At 64.5% G+C, this 15,988-nt stretch carries 13 protein-coding genes and 1 pseudogene; 7 read left to right on the forward strand and 7 right to left on the reverse strand.

Features of this window, described 5'->3' with window-relative positions; genetic code table 11:
• Positions 1-85 precede the first annotated feature (85 nt).
• Positions 86-1,084 carry an NAD(P)H-quinone oxidoreductase gene (locus ACVWYI_RS07010; RefSeq protein WP_456661580.1) on the reverse strand — a complete coding sequence of 333 codons (999 nt, stop codon included), beginning with the start codon at positions 1,082-1,084 and terminating at the stop codon, positions 86-88.
• Positions 1,085-1,195: 111 nt separating this feature from the next.
• On the opposite strand from ACVWYI_RS07010, the gene ACVWYI_RS07015 reads away from it, so the two are divergent.
• Positions 1,196-1,387 carry a DUF1192 domain-containing protein gene (locus tag ACVWYI_RS07015; protein ID WP_247341843.1) on the forward strand — a complete coding sequence of 64 codons (192 nt, stop codon included), beginning with the start codon at positions 1,196-1,198 and terminating at the stop codon, positions 1,385-1,387.
• Positions 1,388-1,975: 588 nt separating this feature from the next.
• Positions 1,976-2,485, forward strand: coding sequence for a protease adaptor protein RcdA (gene rcdA / locus ACVWYI_RS07020; RefSeq protein ID WP_247341840.1), 510 nt, complete (start codon positions 1,976-1,978; stop codon positions 2,483-2,485).
• Positions 2,486-2,577: 92 nt separating this feature from the next.
• Here rcdA and rpmE read toward each other — a convergent pair whose 3' ends face one another.
• Positions 2,578-2,805, reverse strand: a complete 228-nt coding sequence (rpmE, locus tag ACVWYI_RS07025; protein WP_247341837.1) for a 50S ribosomal protein L31 — start codon at positions 2,803-2,805, stop codon at positions 2,578-2,580.
• Positions 2,806-3,053: 248 nt separating this feature from the next.
• On the opposite strand from rpmE, the gene ACVWYI_RS07030 reads away from it, so the two are divergent.
• Entirely contained in the window at positions 3,054-4,880 is a 1,827-nt protein-coding gene (locus ACVWYI_RS07030) for an ABC transporter ATP-binding protein/permease (protein ID WP_247341834.1), read from the forward strand.
• Between the two features lie 287 nt (positions 4,881-5,167).
• Here ACVWYI_RS07030 and ACVWYI_RS07035 read toward each other — a convergent pair whose 3' ends face one another.
• From ACVWYI_RS07035 to ACVWYI_RS07050, 4 genes are all read right to left on the reverse strand, one after another.
• A complete protein-coding gene (locus tag ACVWYI_RS07035) occupies positions 5,168-5,395 on the reverse strand; it encodes a hypothetical protein (protein WP_456661581.1) in 228 nt (75 codons plus the stop codon).
• Positions 5,396-5,504: 109 nt separating this feature from the next.
• A complete protein-coding gene (locus ACVWYI_RS07040; protein WP_456661582.1) occupies positions 5,505-5,951 on the reverse strand; it encodes a GNAT family N-acetyltransferase in 447 nt (148 codons plus the stop codon).
• Entirely contained in the window at positions 5,951-6,979 is a 1,029-nt protein-coding gene (locus tag ACVWYI_RS07045) for a peptidoglycan -binding protein (RefSeq protein WP_007599914.1), read from the reverse strand. The genes ACVWYI_RS07040 and ACVWYI_RS07045 overlap by 1 nt, the downstream gene beginning before the upstream one ends.
• Before the next feature lie 4 nt (positions 6,980-6,983).
• Positions 6,984-8,003 (reverse strand): flagellar motor protein MotA, encoded by a 1,020-nt coding sequence (locus ACVWYI_RS07050; protein ID WP_247341821.1) that lies wholly within the window; start codon positions 8,001-8,003, stop codon positions 6,984-6,986.
• 211 nt (positions 8,004-8,214) lie between these two features.
• Here ACVWYI_RS07050 and ACVWYI_RS07055 point away from each other — a divergent pair, with 211 nt between their 5' ends.
• The 4 genes from ACVWYI_RS07055 to ACVWYI_RS07070 all read left to right on the forward strand — a co-directional run bounded on the left by ACVWYI_RS07055 (position 8,215) and on the right by ACVWYI_RS07070 (position 15,081).
• Positions 8,215-9,234 carry an SAM-dependent methyltransferase gene (locus ACVWYI_RS07055; protein ID WP_456661583.1) on the forward strand — a complete coding sequence of 340 codons (1,020 nt, stop codon included), beginning with the start codon at positions 8,215-8,217 and terminating at the stop codon, positions 9,232-9,234.
• A gap of 228 nt (positions 9,235-9,462) precedes the next feature.
• Entirely contained in the window at positions 9,463-10,656 is a 1,194-nt protein-coding gene (locus ACVWYI_RS07060) for an efflux RND transporter periplasmic adaptor subunit (protein ID WP_456661584.1), read from the forward strand.
• A 6-nt stretch (positions 10,657-10,662) separates the two neighbouring features.
• On the forward strand, positions 10,663-13,824 hold the full coding sequence (locus tag ACVWYI_RS07065) for a multidrug efflux RND transporter permease subunit (protein ID WP_456661585.1): 3,162 nt from the start codon (positions 10,663-10,665) through the stop codon (positions 13,822-13,824).
• Positions 13,825-13,953: 129 nt separating this feature from the next.
• Complete coding sequence (locus ACVWYI_RS07070) at positions 13,954-15,081, forward strand: AAA family ATPase (protein ID WP_456661586.1); 1,128 nt, start codon at positions 13,954-13,956, stop codon at positions 15,079-15,081.
• A 32-nt stretch (positions 15,082-15,113) separates the two neighbouring features.
• On the opposite strand, the pseudogene ACVWYI_RS07075 reads toward ACVWYI_RS07070, so the two are convergent.
• Positions 15,114-15,900: pseudogene (locus ACVWYI_RS07075) on the reverse strand (inositol monophosphatase family protein).
• Between the last annotated feature and the right edge of the window lie 88 nt (positions 15,901-15,988).

The following is a 15,988-nucleotide window of genomic DNA, read 5'->3' on the forward strand; positions in this document are numbered from 1 at the left end:
GAACAAGATAGTTCGGTGCGTCGCGATAGATGCCACGAAAGCGAGGAAAATCAAAGGGTTTCCGGCCCGCCTGTGGGTCGCTGGCCTAGACCTCCAACACAATTTTGCCAATATGTGCCGAGGTTTCCATCCGCCGGTGTGCATCGGATGCCTTTTCCAGCGGGAAAGTGCTGTCCATCAGCGGCTTGACCCGGCCTTCGCGCAAAAGCGGCATCACTTTCGCCTCGATCGCGGCCACCATTGCCGCCTTGTCCGCATTACTACGGGGGCGCAGCGTCGAGCCGGTATGGGTGAGGCGTTTGACCATCACCTTGGCGATGTTGACGGTGACCTTGGGCCCGTTGAGGGTCGCGATCTGCACGATGCGTCCGTCGACCGCGGCGGCATCATAGTTGCGGTCGACATAGTCGCCGGCGACCATGTCGAGGATCAGATTGGCGCCGGTATTGTTCGTCTCCGTCTTGACCACGGCGACGAAGTCTTCGTTCTTGTAGTTGATGGCCCGATCCGCGCCGAGCTTGAGGCAGGCGTCGATCTTGTCCTGCGATCCCACGGTGACGATTACCTTCGCGCCGAACGCTTTCGCGAGCTGGATGGCCATGGTGCCGATGCCCGACGAGCCGCCATGGATCAGCAGCGTCTCCCCGGCCTTGAGGCCGCCGCGCTCGAACACATTGTGCCAGACCGTCATCAGGGTTTCCGGCAGCGCGCCGGCTTCCTTCATCGACAGCGACGGCGGCACTCTCATAGCCTGGGCGTCCTGGGCGATGCAGTACTGCGCATAACCGCCACCGGCGACCAGCGACATCACCTTGTCGCCGATCTTGTGCCGCTTGGCATTGCTGCCGACGGCGACCACTTCGCCCGCAATCTCGAGGCCGGGCAGGTCGCTCGCGCCGGGCGGCGGCGGATAGGCGCCGGAGCGCTGCGCGACGTCGGGCCGGTTGACGCCCGCGGCCTGCACCTTGACCAGGATCTCGTCGGGGCCGGGCTGCGGCAGCGCTCGCTGTTCCGGCACCAGCACTTCCGGTCCGCCGGGTTTGGAGATGGCGACCACCGTCATTTGCGCGGGCAGCTTGTCCATGATGTGTCCTTGAGCAAAGGTGCGGGATGGAAACGAGGCCATTGCTTATCCAGCGCGGTCCACGCTGGCAACCTTGGCTTGGCTCGCCGTGCGAACGCAGGAGGAACAAGGATGGCGATGGAAGACGACGACCGTCCGCGCAAGAAGATCAGCCACGAGATCGGACAGGATCTCTCACTGTTGTCGGTCGAGGAACTGACCGAGCGCATCGCGCTGCTCAAGGGCGAGATCACAAGGCTTGAGGAAGCCGCCACCAAGAAGCGCGCCTCGCGCGATGCGGCGAATAGCGTTTTCAAGTCGTAGAGCCCGACGCTGGAGCGGGGTGGCCCCACACGATAGTCCTCATCCTGAGGAGACCGCGCAGCGGTGTTCTCGAAGGATGGCCGCGGGCGAGAGCGGGGCCTTTATGGTTCGAGACGCGCGCGATGCGCGCTCCCTCACCATGAGGGAATAGTCTTTGTCCCTGCCGCTGAGCCTGGATTGTTCCGCAGCACCCTCGGCCACTGACCGACATGGCTAATGAACTCTCAAAATAATCGCTCGTTTACTCCACATTAAGCTTTCGAGTTTATGACTGGAACTGTCCTTGTTTGGACACCGAGTGGCTCCTGTCCACTCTGTTTGACGCCTCCCTGTTATCAACTTTCAAGCCGCCGGTTTTCCGGCGGCTCTTTTTTTGCTTCGAAAGCGTTTCCGAGCGAAGTGGGTACCGGTTCGCGTGAAGAAACCGCGTCAAAAAAGAGACTGGTTTCGGTTGAATTCCGAGGAAAGACCCGCGGAAACCATATCCGCGCTTGCCGCTGGACTCGGCGTCCCGCCCGCGCAATGATTTATTCATCATAAGCCGGCGCCAAGCCGGGCAGTCAGACAGTTGCGTAAGGGGCGTTAACCATGGAACGTTTGCAAGCCGACGGCGCTCTCGTTCAACTCAGCGAGCGGTTCACCAATTCTGCGGCGTTCGGCGTCCTGTTCCGCGAGGGGATGGATCTGGTCGAGGAGACCGCCGCCTATCTCGACGGCGCCGGCCGCACCGAGGCCAAGGCGCTCGATCGCGCCGTCAGCCTCACCTACGCGACCGAGAGCATGCGCCTCACCACCCGCCTGATGCAGCTCGCCTCGTGGCTGCTGCTGCACCGCGCGGTCAAGGAAGGCGAGATGACGCTCGGCCAGGCCAGCCGCGAGAAGACGAAGGTCAAGCTCTCGGCCGCCGATCCCGGCCCCACCGATACGGTCGAGAAGCTGCCCTCGCAGCTCCAGGATCTGATCCATCGCTCGATGAGCCTCCAGACCCGCGTGCGCCGCCTGGACACCACCATCCACACCCCGCCGGTCGATCATCCCTCGATCGGCAACCCGCTGGTGCCGCACCTCAACGCGCTGAAAGCGGCGTTCGAGCGGTAAGGTCCGGCTGGCAGCTACGCGACAGACTCCCACAAACAAAAACGCCCCCGGCTCTCCGGGGGCGTTTTTCATCTCCAGCCTCAAGGGCCGGATCAATCCTTCTTGAGGAAGCCCGAAAACTTCTTCTGGAAGCGCGAGACGCGGCCGCCGCGATCCATCAGCTGGGCGTTGCCGCCGGTCCAGGCCGGGTGCGACTTGGGGTCGATATCGAGGTTCAGCGTGTCGCCTTCCTTGCCCCAGGTCGAGCGGGTCTGATACTCGGTTCCGTCGGTCATCACGACCTTAATCGTATGATAATCCGGATGAATTTCGGCTTTCATGGCAATTCCTAGGGCGCCCCGGCGCCTCGCTTGAGTGGCTATCGAATGACGGATTTGGCCGGGTCTATACCCCACGAGCCCCTGTAAAACAAGCCACCGGACGGTCTTGGGATGGCCTTGGGACCGCTTTGGGAGCGCCTTCGCGGTGCCTGAAGGACCGGCGGTCCTCCTAAGGGACATCCCGGATTTGCCACTCCCGCTCGCCAGGCCTATTTGGAGCGGACTCCTCTCTTTTTTGGTCAGATCTCATGAGCGCAGTAGAACGGCTTGAAACCGGGCCCGCAGAAGCCCCGTCGATCGAAGCCGAATTGATGGAGGCGCCGGCGAAGAGCCGCGCGAAGCTGCGGCCGCTGCTGGCGCTCGCGCCCTATGTGGCCCGCTACCGCGGCCGCGCGGCGCTCGCTTTCGTCGCGCTGACGGTTGCGGCGTTGACCACGCTGCTGGTGCCGGTGGCCGTGCGCCGGATGATCGATTTCGGCCTGACGCCCGAGGGCATCGCGCTGATCAACAGCTACTTCTCGGTGATGATCGCGGTGGTCGCCGTGCTCGCGCTCGCAAGCGCGGCGCGCTACTACCTCGTGATGACGATCGGCGAGCGCATCGTCACCGATCTCAGGCGCGACGTCTTCGCCCATCTCTTGTCGCTCTCGCCGGCCTTCTTCGATTCCGCGCGCAGTGGCGAGCTGGTGTCGCGTCTCACGGCGGATACCACCCAGATCAAATCCGCCGTCGGTGCTTCCGTCTCGATCGCGCTGCGCAATCTGATGATGTTCTTCGGCGCCGCCGCGATGATGGTGTTCACCAGCCCGCGGCTATCGGGCTTCGTGCTGCTTGCCATTCCCCTGATCGTGTTGCCGCTGGTCGCCTTCGGGCGCTGGGTGCGGCGTCTGTCGCGCAACGCGCAGGACACGCTGGCCGAGGCCTCTGCCTATGCGGGCGAGCTGATCGGTGCGATCCGTACCGTGCAGGCCTATACCAGCGAAGGGTTGGCTGCGAAGCGCTTCGGCGGCGAGGTCGAGCAGGCCTATGAAGCTGCGCGCACCTCGACCCAGGCCCGCGCCGTGCTGACCGCCATCATCATCTTCATCGTGTTCGCAAGCGTGGTCGCGATCCTCTGGATCGGCTCGCACGACGTGCTGACCGGCGCCATCTCGCCGGGCCGGCTCGGCCAGTTCGTGCTCTATGCGGCCTTCGCAGCGGCGGGCCTCGGCCAGCTCAGCGAGGTCTGGGGCGAGGTTTCGGCAGCGTCCGGCGCTGCCGAGCGGCTGTTCGAGATCCTGCATGTGCAGCCTGACATCAAGGCGCCCGCGGCGCCGCGCGCGCTGCCGGTGCCGGCACGCGGCGAAGTCGGTTTCGACCAGGTCAGCTTCGCCTATCCGGCGCGGCGCGACGTCAATGTGCTCGATGCCGTGTCGTTCACCGTGCGCCCCGGCGAGAAGGTCGCGATCGTCGGTCCCTCCGGTGCCGGCAAGAGCACGATCTTTCATCTGCTGCTGCGCTTCTACGATCCGCGGAGCGGCGCGATCTCGCTCGACGGCGTGCCGGTCAAATCCGCCGATCCGCGCGATTTCCGCTCCCGTATCGCGCTGGTGCCGCAGGAATCGAACGTGTTCGCGACAAGCGCCCGCGACAACATCCGCTTCGGCCGGCCCGATGCGACCGACGCCGAGGTCGAGCGCGCCGCCGAGCTCGCGCACGCCGCCGAGTTCATCCGCCGCCTGCCCGAAGGTTTCGAGACGCCGCTCGGCGAGCGCGGCGTGACGCTATCAGGCGGCCAGCGTCAGCGCATCGCGATCGCCCGCGCGATCCTGCGCGATGCGCCGCTCCTGCTGCTCGACGAAGCCACCTCCGCGCTCGACGCCGAAAGCGAGACGCTGGTGCAGACCGCGCTGGAAGAGCTGATGCGCCACCGCACCACGCTCGTCATCGCGCATCGCCTCGCCACCGTGCTGTCCTGCGACCGCATCCTGGTGATGGACCAGGGCAAGATCGTCGAGCAGGGCACACATGCCGAGCTCGTCGCTGCGAACGGACTCTATGCGAGGCTGGCGAGATTGCAGTTCGAGGGGGCGTGAGGCAGCGCCTCATGCACAGTGTCATCGCCCGCAAAAGTGTTTAGACTGGACAGATCACTGACAGGTGTTCGGAGACATAGCTGACACATCAAAATGGGCGATCCAGTACGCCGAGACAGCAGTGATTAATCGAGAAGCCCCGGTGTACTGGATGCCGCGGTCAAGCCGGGGCACGACAGCGGAGTTTGTGGGAGGAGCTTCAGGCTCCCACGTAAGCCATTGATTTCACATTCACCGGCTACTGTGCATGGGGTTGTTTTCGACGTTTTTGGTTTTGGAGCGCTCTATCACTTGCACTTCGGTGAGAGCGCCGGCACGTTCGGCCAGGGCCAGTTCTTCCAGCTGCCGTCCTCTTCGACGCAGGCTGATGGCGCGGGGCCGTTCGTCGGAGCAGGAAGGCTCGTCGTCTTGACCGGCGTGGCGAAGCGCTGGTCGACATAATTCGTCGAGACATATCCGGCGACGATGACGCCCAGCAGGACCGAACACCCCTTGGCCAGATCGCTCAGTTTCATCGGCCATCTCCATCCGCTTGCCGGCCCAACTTTCGGGCACAACGAATAGGTGACGTCCTGGATCCCGACGTGACGGGGGTCACGCCCGCCAGAATCAAACCCGCCAGAATCACGCCCGCCATGCCATCTTCAGCACCGGCCGGCCCGAGGTCGGGTTCACCTCGTCGCCGGCATGGGCAAAGCCGTTGCGTTCGTAGAAGCGGATGGCGCGGGTGTTGTCCTTGTTGACGAGGAGCGTCACGCCCGCCGGCGACAGGCGCTTGGCCTCATCCACCAGCAGCCTTGCGGCGTCCGAGCCCCAGTGACCGGGATCGACCACGAGCTGGTCAAGATAGCCGTCGCCGTCGATGGTGACGAAGCCGGCCAGCGCGCCATCCTGCTCCGCCACCACGATCGAGGCTTTTGGCACCAGATCCGTGCGCCAGCGCTCGCGCCACCATTCCAGGCGGGCGGCGAAGTCGATCTGCGGATAGGCCTGCTGCCAGGTGCGATGCCAGAGCTCGATCGAGGCTGCCTCGTCCTCGGGACGGTAAGGGCGGAGGTGGACGGCGCTCACTACCGCTCCGTCAGCTTCAGCTCGATGCGGCGGTTGCGCTTATAGGCTTCTTCCGTGTTGGCGGTGTCGAGCGGCTGGAATTCGCCGAAGCCGGCGGCGACCAGGCGCTGGGCGGGCACGCCGAGCGAGATCAGATACTGCACCACCGAGATGGAGCGGGCGGCCGAGAGGTCCCAGTTCGACTTGAAGTTCGGCCCGTTGACCGGACGCACGTCGGTATGGCCGTCGACGCGCAGCACCCAGGGGATCTCGTTCGGGATCTTCTTGTCGAGGTCGATCAGCGCGGTCGCCAGGGTGTCGAGCTCGGCGCGGCCTTCAGGCAACAGCACCGCCTGTCCGGTGTCGAAGAACACTTCGGACTGGAACACGAAGCGGTCGCCGACGATGCGGATGTCGGGGCGGTTGCCGAGGATGGCGCGCAGGCGGCCGAAGAATTCCGAGCGGTAGCGCGACAATTCCTGCACGCGCTGCGCCAGGGCAACATTCAGGCGAGACCCCAGATCGGCAATTCGATTTTGCGATTCCTTGTCGCGCTTCTCGGAGACGTCGAGCGCTTCTTCCAGCGCCGCCAATTGCCGCCGCAGCGCGCTGATCTGCTGGTTCAGCACCTCGATCTGCGCCAGCGCCCGCGCCGAAACCGCCTTCTCCGAGTCCAGCGCCTTGCCGAGTTCGGAGGACTTGCCTTGCGCGTCGTTGCCGGCGGCGGCTAAGCCCTCATAGAGGCCCTTGATGCGGTCGCGCTCGGACTCGGCCGAAGCAAGGCCGGCTTTCAGTGACGAGACCTGGTCGTCGAGCGTGAGCTTGCCGAGCTTTTCCAGCGACAGCAGCTCGTTGAGCTGCGCGATCTTGGCGTTGAGCAGCTCCAGCGCCTTGTCCTTGCCGGTGACCTCCTGCGACAGGAAGAATTGCACGACCAGGAATACCGACAGCAGGAACACGATCGACAGCACCAGCGTCGACAGCGCGTCGACGAAGCCGGGCCAATAGTTGAAAGAGGTGTCGCCGCGACGGCCGCGCGCCAGAGCCATGTTGCTAGCCCTTCTCGGGTTGACGCGCGATGCGCTCCAGCAGGCGCCGGATCTCGCGGTTCTGCTCGCCCTGGCCGTCGGCCCATTCGCGGATCATCTGCTGCTCGGTCCGCATATGGGAGACCAGCGCCTGGATGGCTTCGGCAAGGCCTGCCATTGACGCGGTGGTGCTGCGGCTGGCCGTGCCCTCCTCGAGCACGATGCGCAGCCGCTCGACCGCGGCCTGAAGTTCGCCGCTGGCAACACCGCCGCCGCCGGAGGCCGCCGCGACCTCACCGCTTCCGTACTCGCGCACGGTGGTGGCGAGCCAGTCTTCGAGGTCGGTGTAGAAGCGGTTCTGCGCCTGGCTCGATTGCAGGTCGAGAAAGCCGAGGATCAGCGAGCCGGCGAGGCCGAACAGCGAGCTCGAGAACGAGATGCCCATGCCGCCGAGCGGCGCGGCGAGACCCTCCTTCAGCGTGTCGAACAGGGCGCCGGAATCGCCACCGACCTTGAGCCCGTCGATCACCTTGCCCACCGAGCCGACCGTCTCGATCAGACCCCAGAAGGTGCCGAGCAGGCCGAGGAACACGAGAAGGCCGGTCATGTAGCGGGAGATGTCGCGGGCCTCGTCGAGGCGGGTCGCGATCGAATCGAGCAGGTGCCGCATGGTGGTCTGGGTGATCGACATCCGCCCGGAGCGCTCGCCGCCGAGGATCATCGCCATCGGCGCCAGCAGCTTGGGGTGGCGGGCGGGCGCCAGGCCGGGATCGGCGATGCGGAAATTGTTGACCCAGGAGACTTCAGGATAGAGCCGGATCACCTGGCGGAAGGCCAGGATGATGCCGATGAACATCACACCTCCGATCAGCGCATTGAGCCCGGGATTGGCGAAGAAGGCCTGGATGATCTGCTTGTAGAGCACCACGCCGACCAGGGTGCAGAGCACCAGGAAGACCAGCATCCGCACCAGGAAAACGCTGGGCGAGGATAGCTTGGTGTATTCGATGTCGATGGGGGAGCGAGGCGAGGCGCCTGACGGCATGGTCGGTATCATCCGTTACGAAACTTGCTTGCGGGCGCACTATGGCACAGCGCCAGCCCAAAAAAAGCGCCGGATGCGGCGATTTCGGGGAGGGTTGTGGAACCCAATGCCGAAACGGGGCTTTGATACCCGCGCATCTTGCAGAACTTCGGTATTCCACAGGCTTAGCTCGGATTTTTGGCCCCCTGCCGCCCAGAGACGGAGTGATCGCATGAGCGTCGTTTCCGCGATCATCGGGACTGCCGAACGGGTGCCGCTGCCCGATGTCGTGATCCGCGCGGCGATCCAGCGCCTGTGTTCGCGCACGGCGACGCGCCTGTCCGCGCTGGACGCGGCCGACGATGCCGCCTTCGCAGGAAGGATGATGCTGCGGCCGATCGCCGAGGACGCGGATGCCGGGCATGACGAGATGCCCGCTTCGTTCCTTGCGAAGGTGCTCGGTCCCAACCGCAAATACTCGTCCTGCTTCTACAAGACCGGCGCGACCACCTTGCGGGAGGCCGAGGAGGAGGCGCTGCGCCAGACCGTCGAGCATGCCGCTCTCGCCGACGGTCAGAACATCCTCGAACTCGGCTGCGGCGGGGGTTCGCTGTCGTTGTGGATGGCGCGTCAGTTTCCGCACGCGAAGGTGACGGCGGTGTCGAGCACGCAGGCGCAGCGCGCCTATGTCGAGGAAGAGGCGCGGCTGCGCGGTCTCCTCAACCTGTGCGTGGTCACTGCGGACATGAACGTGTTCGCGCCCGACGGGCAATTCGACCGCATCGTCTCGGTCGAGACCTTCGAGCACGTGATGAACTGGCGCAAGCTGATGACGCGCCTGCGCGCGTGGCTCGCGCCGGAGGGGCGGTTCTTCATGCACATCGTTGCCCATCGCTCCGGCTCACACCTGTTCGACCGGGCCAATCGCGAAGACTGGATCGCGCAGCATGTCTTCACGGGCGGGCTGATGCCGAGCCATCACCTCGTCAGGCAATTCGGCGACATCTTCACGATCGAGAAGGAATGGTGCTGGAGCGGCACGCATTATCAGCGCACCGCCAGCGACTGGCTCGCCAATTTCGACGCGCATCGCGGTTCCATCGAGACGGCCTTGCGCAACATCCATGGCGAGGAGACCGGCCTATGGCTGCGACGCTGGCGCTGGCTCTTCCTCGCGACGTCGGGCCTGTTCGGCCACGCCGATGGAACCGAGTGGGGTGTCAGCCACTACCGGATGAAGGCCGCCGGGTAATTGCGATCTTCTGTCGCAGCACGCCGCGATGGAACCCGATTCACAATCGGGTGAGGCGTGAAAACCGCCATGACCTCAGCATGATAGGCCGTGTGACATTGAGCCGCCGCAACGTGCGTTGCGTCGCAGCAAGTCCCCTTTATGTTGACGACATCGGCCGCGCGGAATCACCCGGAACAGGCCCCGCGGAGCGTGATCGGTTTCAACAATATCGGGGCACCCCACTTCATGTCAGGACTTCGCGCGCGATCGGCATGCGTTGCAATGATGCTCGCGGCCTTTACGCCGCTGTTGGCAGGCTGCGACGAATCCAGCTCTGCCATTTCAGCCGCCCAGCCCAACGACCCCGACGTCAGCATTGTCATCGTCAAGCCGCAGCCGCGCGCCGTGGTGCGCGAACTGCCGGGCCGCATTGCGCCGACGCGTGTGTCCGACGTGAGGCCGCGCGTCTCCGGCATCGTGGTCGAGCGCCTGTTCCGACAGGGCAGCGAGGTGAAGGCGGGCGATGCACTGTACCGCATCGATCCGCGTCCGTTCGAGGTCGAAGTGATGGCCAACGACGCCGCGCTCGCCAAGGCCGAGGCTGCGTTGATGCAGACCCAGCAGCAGGCGCGCCGCATCGCCACGCTCACCGCCCAGCGCGCCGCGCCCGAAGCCGAGAACGAGAAGGCGATCGCGGCCGAGCGCCAGGCCCATGCCGAGGTCGAGGGCCGCAAGGCCGACCTCGCGCGCGCAAAGCTCAATCTCGACTATGCCACCGTGCGCGCGCCGATCGACGGCGTCGTCGGTGCTGCCCTGGTCAGCGAGGGCGCGCTCGCGGTCCAGAACGAGACCAACCTTGCCACGATCCAGCAGCTCGATCCGATCTATGCCGACTTCACCCAGTCGGTGAACGAGCTCAACCAGCTCCGCCGCGCCTTCGAGAGCGGCGACCTCGAGCGTATCGCGCCTGATGCCGCCAAGGTGCATCTCGTGCTCGACGACAACACCCTCTACTCGCTCGACGGCAAGTTGCTGTTCTCGGACGCCAAGGTCGATGCCAACACCGGTCAGGTGACCTTGCGCGGTGAGTTCCGCAATCCCAAGCGCGAGCTGCTGCCGGGCATGTATGTCCGGGTCCGCATCGACCAGGGCCTCGATAGCGACGCGATCGCGGTGCCGCAACAGGCGATCCAGCGCAACGGCGGCGGCGGCAGCGAGGTGTTCGTCGTCAAGGACGACAACCACATCGCGGTGCAGCCGGTGCGTACCGGCTCGGCACAGGACGGAATCTGGTTCGTTACCGACGGCCTGAAGGCGGGCGACAAGGTCGTGGTCGAAGGTTTCCAGAAATTCGCCGCCGGCGACAGGGTCAAGCCGCAATCCTGGTCGGAAGCGGATGCAACCGCGGACAATCGGCACGCCCAGAAGCTCTCGCGGTAACAGGCCATGGCGAGCTTCTTCATCGACAGGCCGATCTTCGCCTGGGTGGTCGCGCTGTTCATCTGTCTGGTCGGCGCAATTTCGATTCCGCTGTTGCCGATCGCGCAGTATCCGATCATCGCCCCGCCCTCGATCTCGATCTCGACCAGCTATCCCGGCGCCTCGCCCGAAAACCTCTACAACAGCGTCACGCGGCTGATCGAGGAGGAGCTCAACGGCGCTTCCGGCATCCTCAATTTCGAATCCACCAGCGACTCGCTCGGCCAGGTCGAGATCATCGCCAATTTCCAGCCGGGCACCGACACCAGCGCCGCCTCGGTCGAGGTGCAGAACCGCATCAAGCGCGTCGAGGCGCGGCTGCCGCGCGCGGTGATGCAGCAAGGCATCCTGATCGAGGAAGCATCCAGCGCGGTGCTCCAGATCATCACGCTGAACTCGACCGACGGCAGCCTCGACGAGGTGGGCCTGGGCGACTTCATGATCCGCAACGTGCTCGGCGAGATCCGCCGCATCCCCGGCGTCGGCCGCGCCACGCTTTACTCGACCGAGCGTTCTTTGCGCGTCTGGGTCGATCCGGCAAAGCTGGTCGGCTATGGGCTGACGGCGGACGACGTCAACAAGGCGATCACCGCGCAGAACGCGCAGGTGGCATCGGGCAGCATCGGCGCCGAGCCGTCGACGTCGAGCCAGCGCACCTCCGCGCTGGTGCTGGTCAAGGGCCAGCTCTCGTCACCGGACGAATTCGGTTCCATCATCCTGCGCGCCAATGCCGATGGCTCGACCGTGCGTCTGCGCGACGTCGCGCGCATCGAGGTCGGTGGTCTCAGCTATCAGTTCAACACGCGTCTCGACGGCAAGCCGACCGCCGGTCTCTCGGTGCTGATGTCGCCGACCGGCAATGCGCTGGCGACTGCGAGCGCCGTCGAAGAGAAGATGAAGGAGCTGTCGCGCTTCTTCCCGGCCAATATCTCCTACGAGATTCCCTACAACATCACGCCGGTGGTCGAGGCCTCGATCAAGAAGGTGCTGACAACGCTGGTCGAAGCCATCGTGCTGGTGTTCGTGGTGATGTTCGTGTTCCTGCAGAACATCCGCTACACCATCATTCCGACCATCGTGGTGCCGGTGGCGTTGCTGGGCGCCTGTACCACGCTGCTGCTCGCCGGCTACTCCATCAACATGCTCTCGATGTTCGGCATGGTGCTCGCGGTCGGAATCCTCGTCGACGACGCCATCGTCGTGGTCGAGAACGTCGAGCGCATCATGGCCGAGGAAGGGTTGCCGCCGAAGGAGGCGACGCGGAAAGCGATGTCGCAGATCACCGGCGCCATCATCGGCATCACGCTGGTGCTGATGGCGGTGTTCGTGCCGATGGCGTTTTTCCCGGGCTCGGTCGGCATCATCTACCGCCAGTTCTCGGTGACCATGGTCGCCGCGATCGGCTTCTCCGCCTTCCTGGCGCTGTCGCTGACGCCGGCGCTGTGCGCGACCTTGCTCAAGCCCGTCGCGGCCGGCCACGGTCATGCCAAGAAGGGCGTGTTCGGCTGGTTCAACCGCATGCTCGACGGCAGCAAGGAGGGCTATTCGCGCACTGTCGGCTTCTCGCTGAAGCGCACCGGCCGCTTGATGCTGGTTTACGTCGCGCTGCTCGCCGGCCTGTCATGGGCCTTCGTCAACCTGCCCGGCGGCTTCCTGCCCGTCGACGACCAGGGCTTCGTCACCACCGACGTGCAGACACCGTCGGATTCGTCCTATGCCCGCACCGAGGCGGTGATCGAGAAGGTCGAGAAATATCTGGCGGAGCGGCCGGGCGTCGACAACGTCACCTTCCTCACCGGCTTCAGCTTCTCCGGCCAGGGCATGAACACCGCGCAGGCCTTCATCACCCTGAAGGACTGGTCGGAGCGCGGGCCGAAGGATTCGGCAGCGGCGATCGTCACGGACATCAACCGCGATCTGTCGTCGTCAATCCGCGACGCAAAGATCGCCGCGCTGCAGCCACCGCCGATCGACAATCTCGGCAATTCCTCGGGCTTCTCGTTCCGCCTCCAGGACCGTGGCCAGAAGGGCTATCCGGCCCTGATGCGTGCCGCCGACCAGTTGATCGCGGAGGCCAACGCGAGTTCTGTGCTGCAGAAGGTCTATGTCGAGGGCCTGCCCGAGGCCGGCGTGGTCAATCTCGTGGTCGACCGCGAAAAGGCCGGCGCCTTCGGCGTCACCTTCGAGGACATCAACAACACGATCTCGACCAATCTCGGCTCGAACTACATCAACGACTTCCCGAACCGCGGCCGCATGCAGCGCGTCGTGGTGCAGGCCGATGCCCGCGACCGCATGCGGACCGAGGACATCCTCAACTACAACGTCAAGAACAGCCGCGGCCAGCTCGTGCCGTTCTCGTCCTTTACCACCGTGGAATGGGCACGCGGACCAACCCAGATCGCCGGCTTCAACTATTATCCGGCGGTGCGCATCTCGGGCGAGGCCAAGCCCGGCTTCACCTCGGGCGACGCCATCGCCGAGATGGAGCGGCTTTCCGGCAAGCTGCCGCGCGGCTTCGGCTATGAATGGACCGGACAATCGCTGCAGGAAAAGCTGTCCGGCTCGCAGGCGCCGTTCCTGCTGGCGCTGTCGGTGTTCGTGGTGTTCCTGTGTCTGGCCGCGCTGTACGAGAGCTGGACCATTCCGCTCGCGGTGCTGCTCACCGTGCCGCTCGGTATCGTCGGCGCCGTGATCGCGGCGATGCTGCGCGGCCTGCCGAACGACGTCTATTTCACCGTCGGCCTGATCACCATCATCGGACTAGCGGCAAAGGACGCGATCCTGATCATCGAATTCGCCAAGGATCTGCGGAAAGAAGGCAAGCCGCTGGTGGACGCCACCATCGAAGCCTGCCGCCTGCGCTTCCGCCCGATCCTGATGACCGGTCTCGCTTTCATCTGCGGCGTGCTGCCGATGGCCATCGCCCACGGCGCCGGCGGCGCCAGCCAGCAATCGCTCGGCTCCATCGTGATGGGCGGCATGATCGCGGTGGTGATCCTGGCCCTGCTGATGGTGCCGGTGTTCTTCGTCTCCGTGCAGCGCGTGCTGGGCGGGGATCGGGAGCCGAAGGCTGCCAAGGAAGGCGAGGCGTATGGCCCACCGGCCCCGTCAAGAGCCGGCCCCTGAACGCCAGATCGGTTTTGCCTTCGGCTTGCTTTCTTGGGAGCATCAATCCAGACTGCATCCCTGGATTGAAAAAACGTGTATTCGCGCTGCACCGCGAATGCACGGTAGCCTGCCGATTGAGAGCATGCGATGCGTCCGATTGAAATTGCGATCTCGAACTATCGCTCCATTCGGCGGCTCTCCGTACCCATCCACCCCTTATCCGTGTTTGTCGGCGAGAATGGTGTCGGCAAATCCAATCTCTACAAGTCCTTGTCGCTGTTGCGCGACGCGGCGACCGGTCAAATCACCCGCACGATCGCCGATGAAGGCGGATTGAATTCGGTCTGCTGGTCCGGCATTCGCAAGCGAGGCGAAGACGGGCGGCTGCGCCTCTCGGCCACATTCGACAGCATGAGGTATTCCATCGAGCTGGGGTTTCCAAGCCCGGCTCAGGCCGCGTTTTCCGGCGAGCCGATGATCAAGGCCGAAGGTATCGAGGCGACGCACGGCAAACGAACGGTCAAGCTGATGGAGCGGATTAATTCGCTCATCAGCGTCCGCGGCGAGAGCGGCGCCTGGAACGCTCACAAGGATGCGGTGCTGCCGTCAGAGACCGCGCTTGCGGCTTTTTCCAATGGCAAGCAATGCCCGGAAATCGACCTGATCAGAAATGCGATGCTGGGCTGGCGATTCTATCATGACTTTCGCACTGATCCGGCGTCACCGATACGAAAGCCTTGTCTGGCGATCGCAACGCCCTCGCTCAGCGCCGATGGAACCGATTTGGCTGCCGCCCTCGCGACCCTCTATGTCATTCGGGAAGACGCCAACGACCTGCAGGACGCAATCCAGGATGCATTCCCGGGCGCCGAACTCCGCGCATGGGAGGAAAACGGCTTCTGTCAATTTGATCTGCAATTGGCGGATATGCCGCGACCGTTCAGGGCTCATGAACTATCCGATGGCACGCTGAAATACATCTGCCTGCTCGCGGTGTTCATGGGTTACCGGCTTCCGCCCTTCATCGCGCTGAACGAGCCCGAGACCAGCCTGCATCCGTCGCTGCTGGCGCCATTGGCCCGGCTGATCGCCAAGGCATCACGCCGCGCCGACATCTGGATCGTCACCCATTCGGAACAATTGATGGAGGCGTTGCGAAGCGAGAGTTCGGTCCCACTTCGCCGGGTGATCAAGTCGAAAGGCGCCACGGCTATCGAGGGCCTGACCATCGGCGGTGAATATCGCGACGAGGAATCGGAAGACGACGACGCTTAGCCGTTGCAGATCGAGCCGTCGCGATACCGTCCCTACTTCCTTAAAATCTTCACCAGCTCCCCGTGCACGAACTCGTTCCCGCACGCGACATTGCCCGTCACCAGGGCGTCGCCCGGCGTGTCCGTATCGCTCACCGTTCCGCCGGCCTCGCGCACCATGATCATGCCCGCCGCGATGTCCCAGGACTGGAGGTTGCGCTCCCAGTAGCCGTCGAGACGGCCGGCGGCGACGAAGGCGAGATCGAGGGAGGCGGCGCCGAAGCGACGGAAGGCCGGCGACGCGGTCCTGGATCGCCGTCATCTCGCGGCGGAATTCCTCGTGGTCGCCGCGGCCGATATGGGGCAGGCCGCAGGCCACCACGCATTCGTTGAGCTGGCGCCGGCCGGCAACGCGCAGGCGCTGGTCGTTGAGGAAGGCGCCCTTGCCGCGCTCGGCGATATAGAGCTCGTCATTGGCGGGGTTGTAGATCACGCCTGCGATGATCGTGCCCTCGCGCGAAAGCCCGATCGAGATCGCGAATTGCGGGATGCCGTGCAGGAAGTTGGTGGTGCCGTCGAGCGGATCGACGATCCAGGTGTGGCTCTTGTCGGAGCCCTCGCGCATTCCCCCTTCCTCGCCGATGAAGCCGTAGCCGGGGCGGGCCTTGGCGAGGTCCTGGTAGACGATTTCCTCAGCGCGCTTGTCGGCGAGCGAGACGTAATTCGCCGGTCCCTTCAGCGAGACCTGGAGATGCTCGATCTCGCCGAGATCGCGCTTGAGGCTGCGGCCGGCGCGGCGCGCGGCCTTGACCATGACGTTGATAGTTGCGGAATACAGCATGAGCTCTGGTCTTGAACGGGGGAAATGGCGCGAAATCGCGCCTGTTTGAGAGATTGGGTGCCCTGCGAGGGGCCCAACGTCAAGTCAT

Source organism: Bradyrhizobium sp. LB13.1 (genome assembly GCF_054056815.1).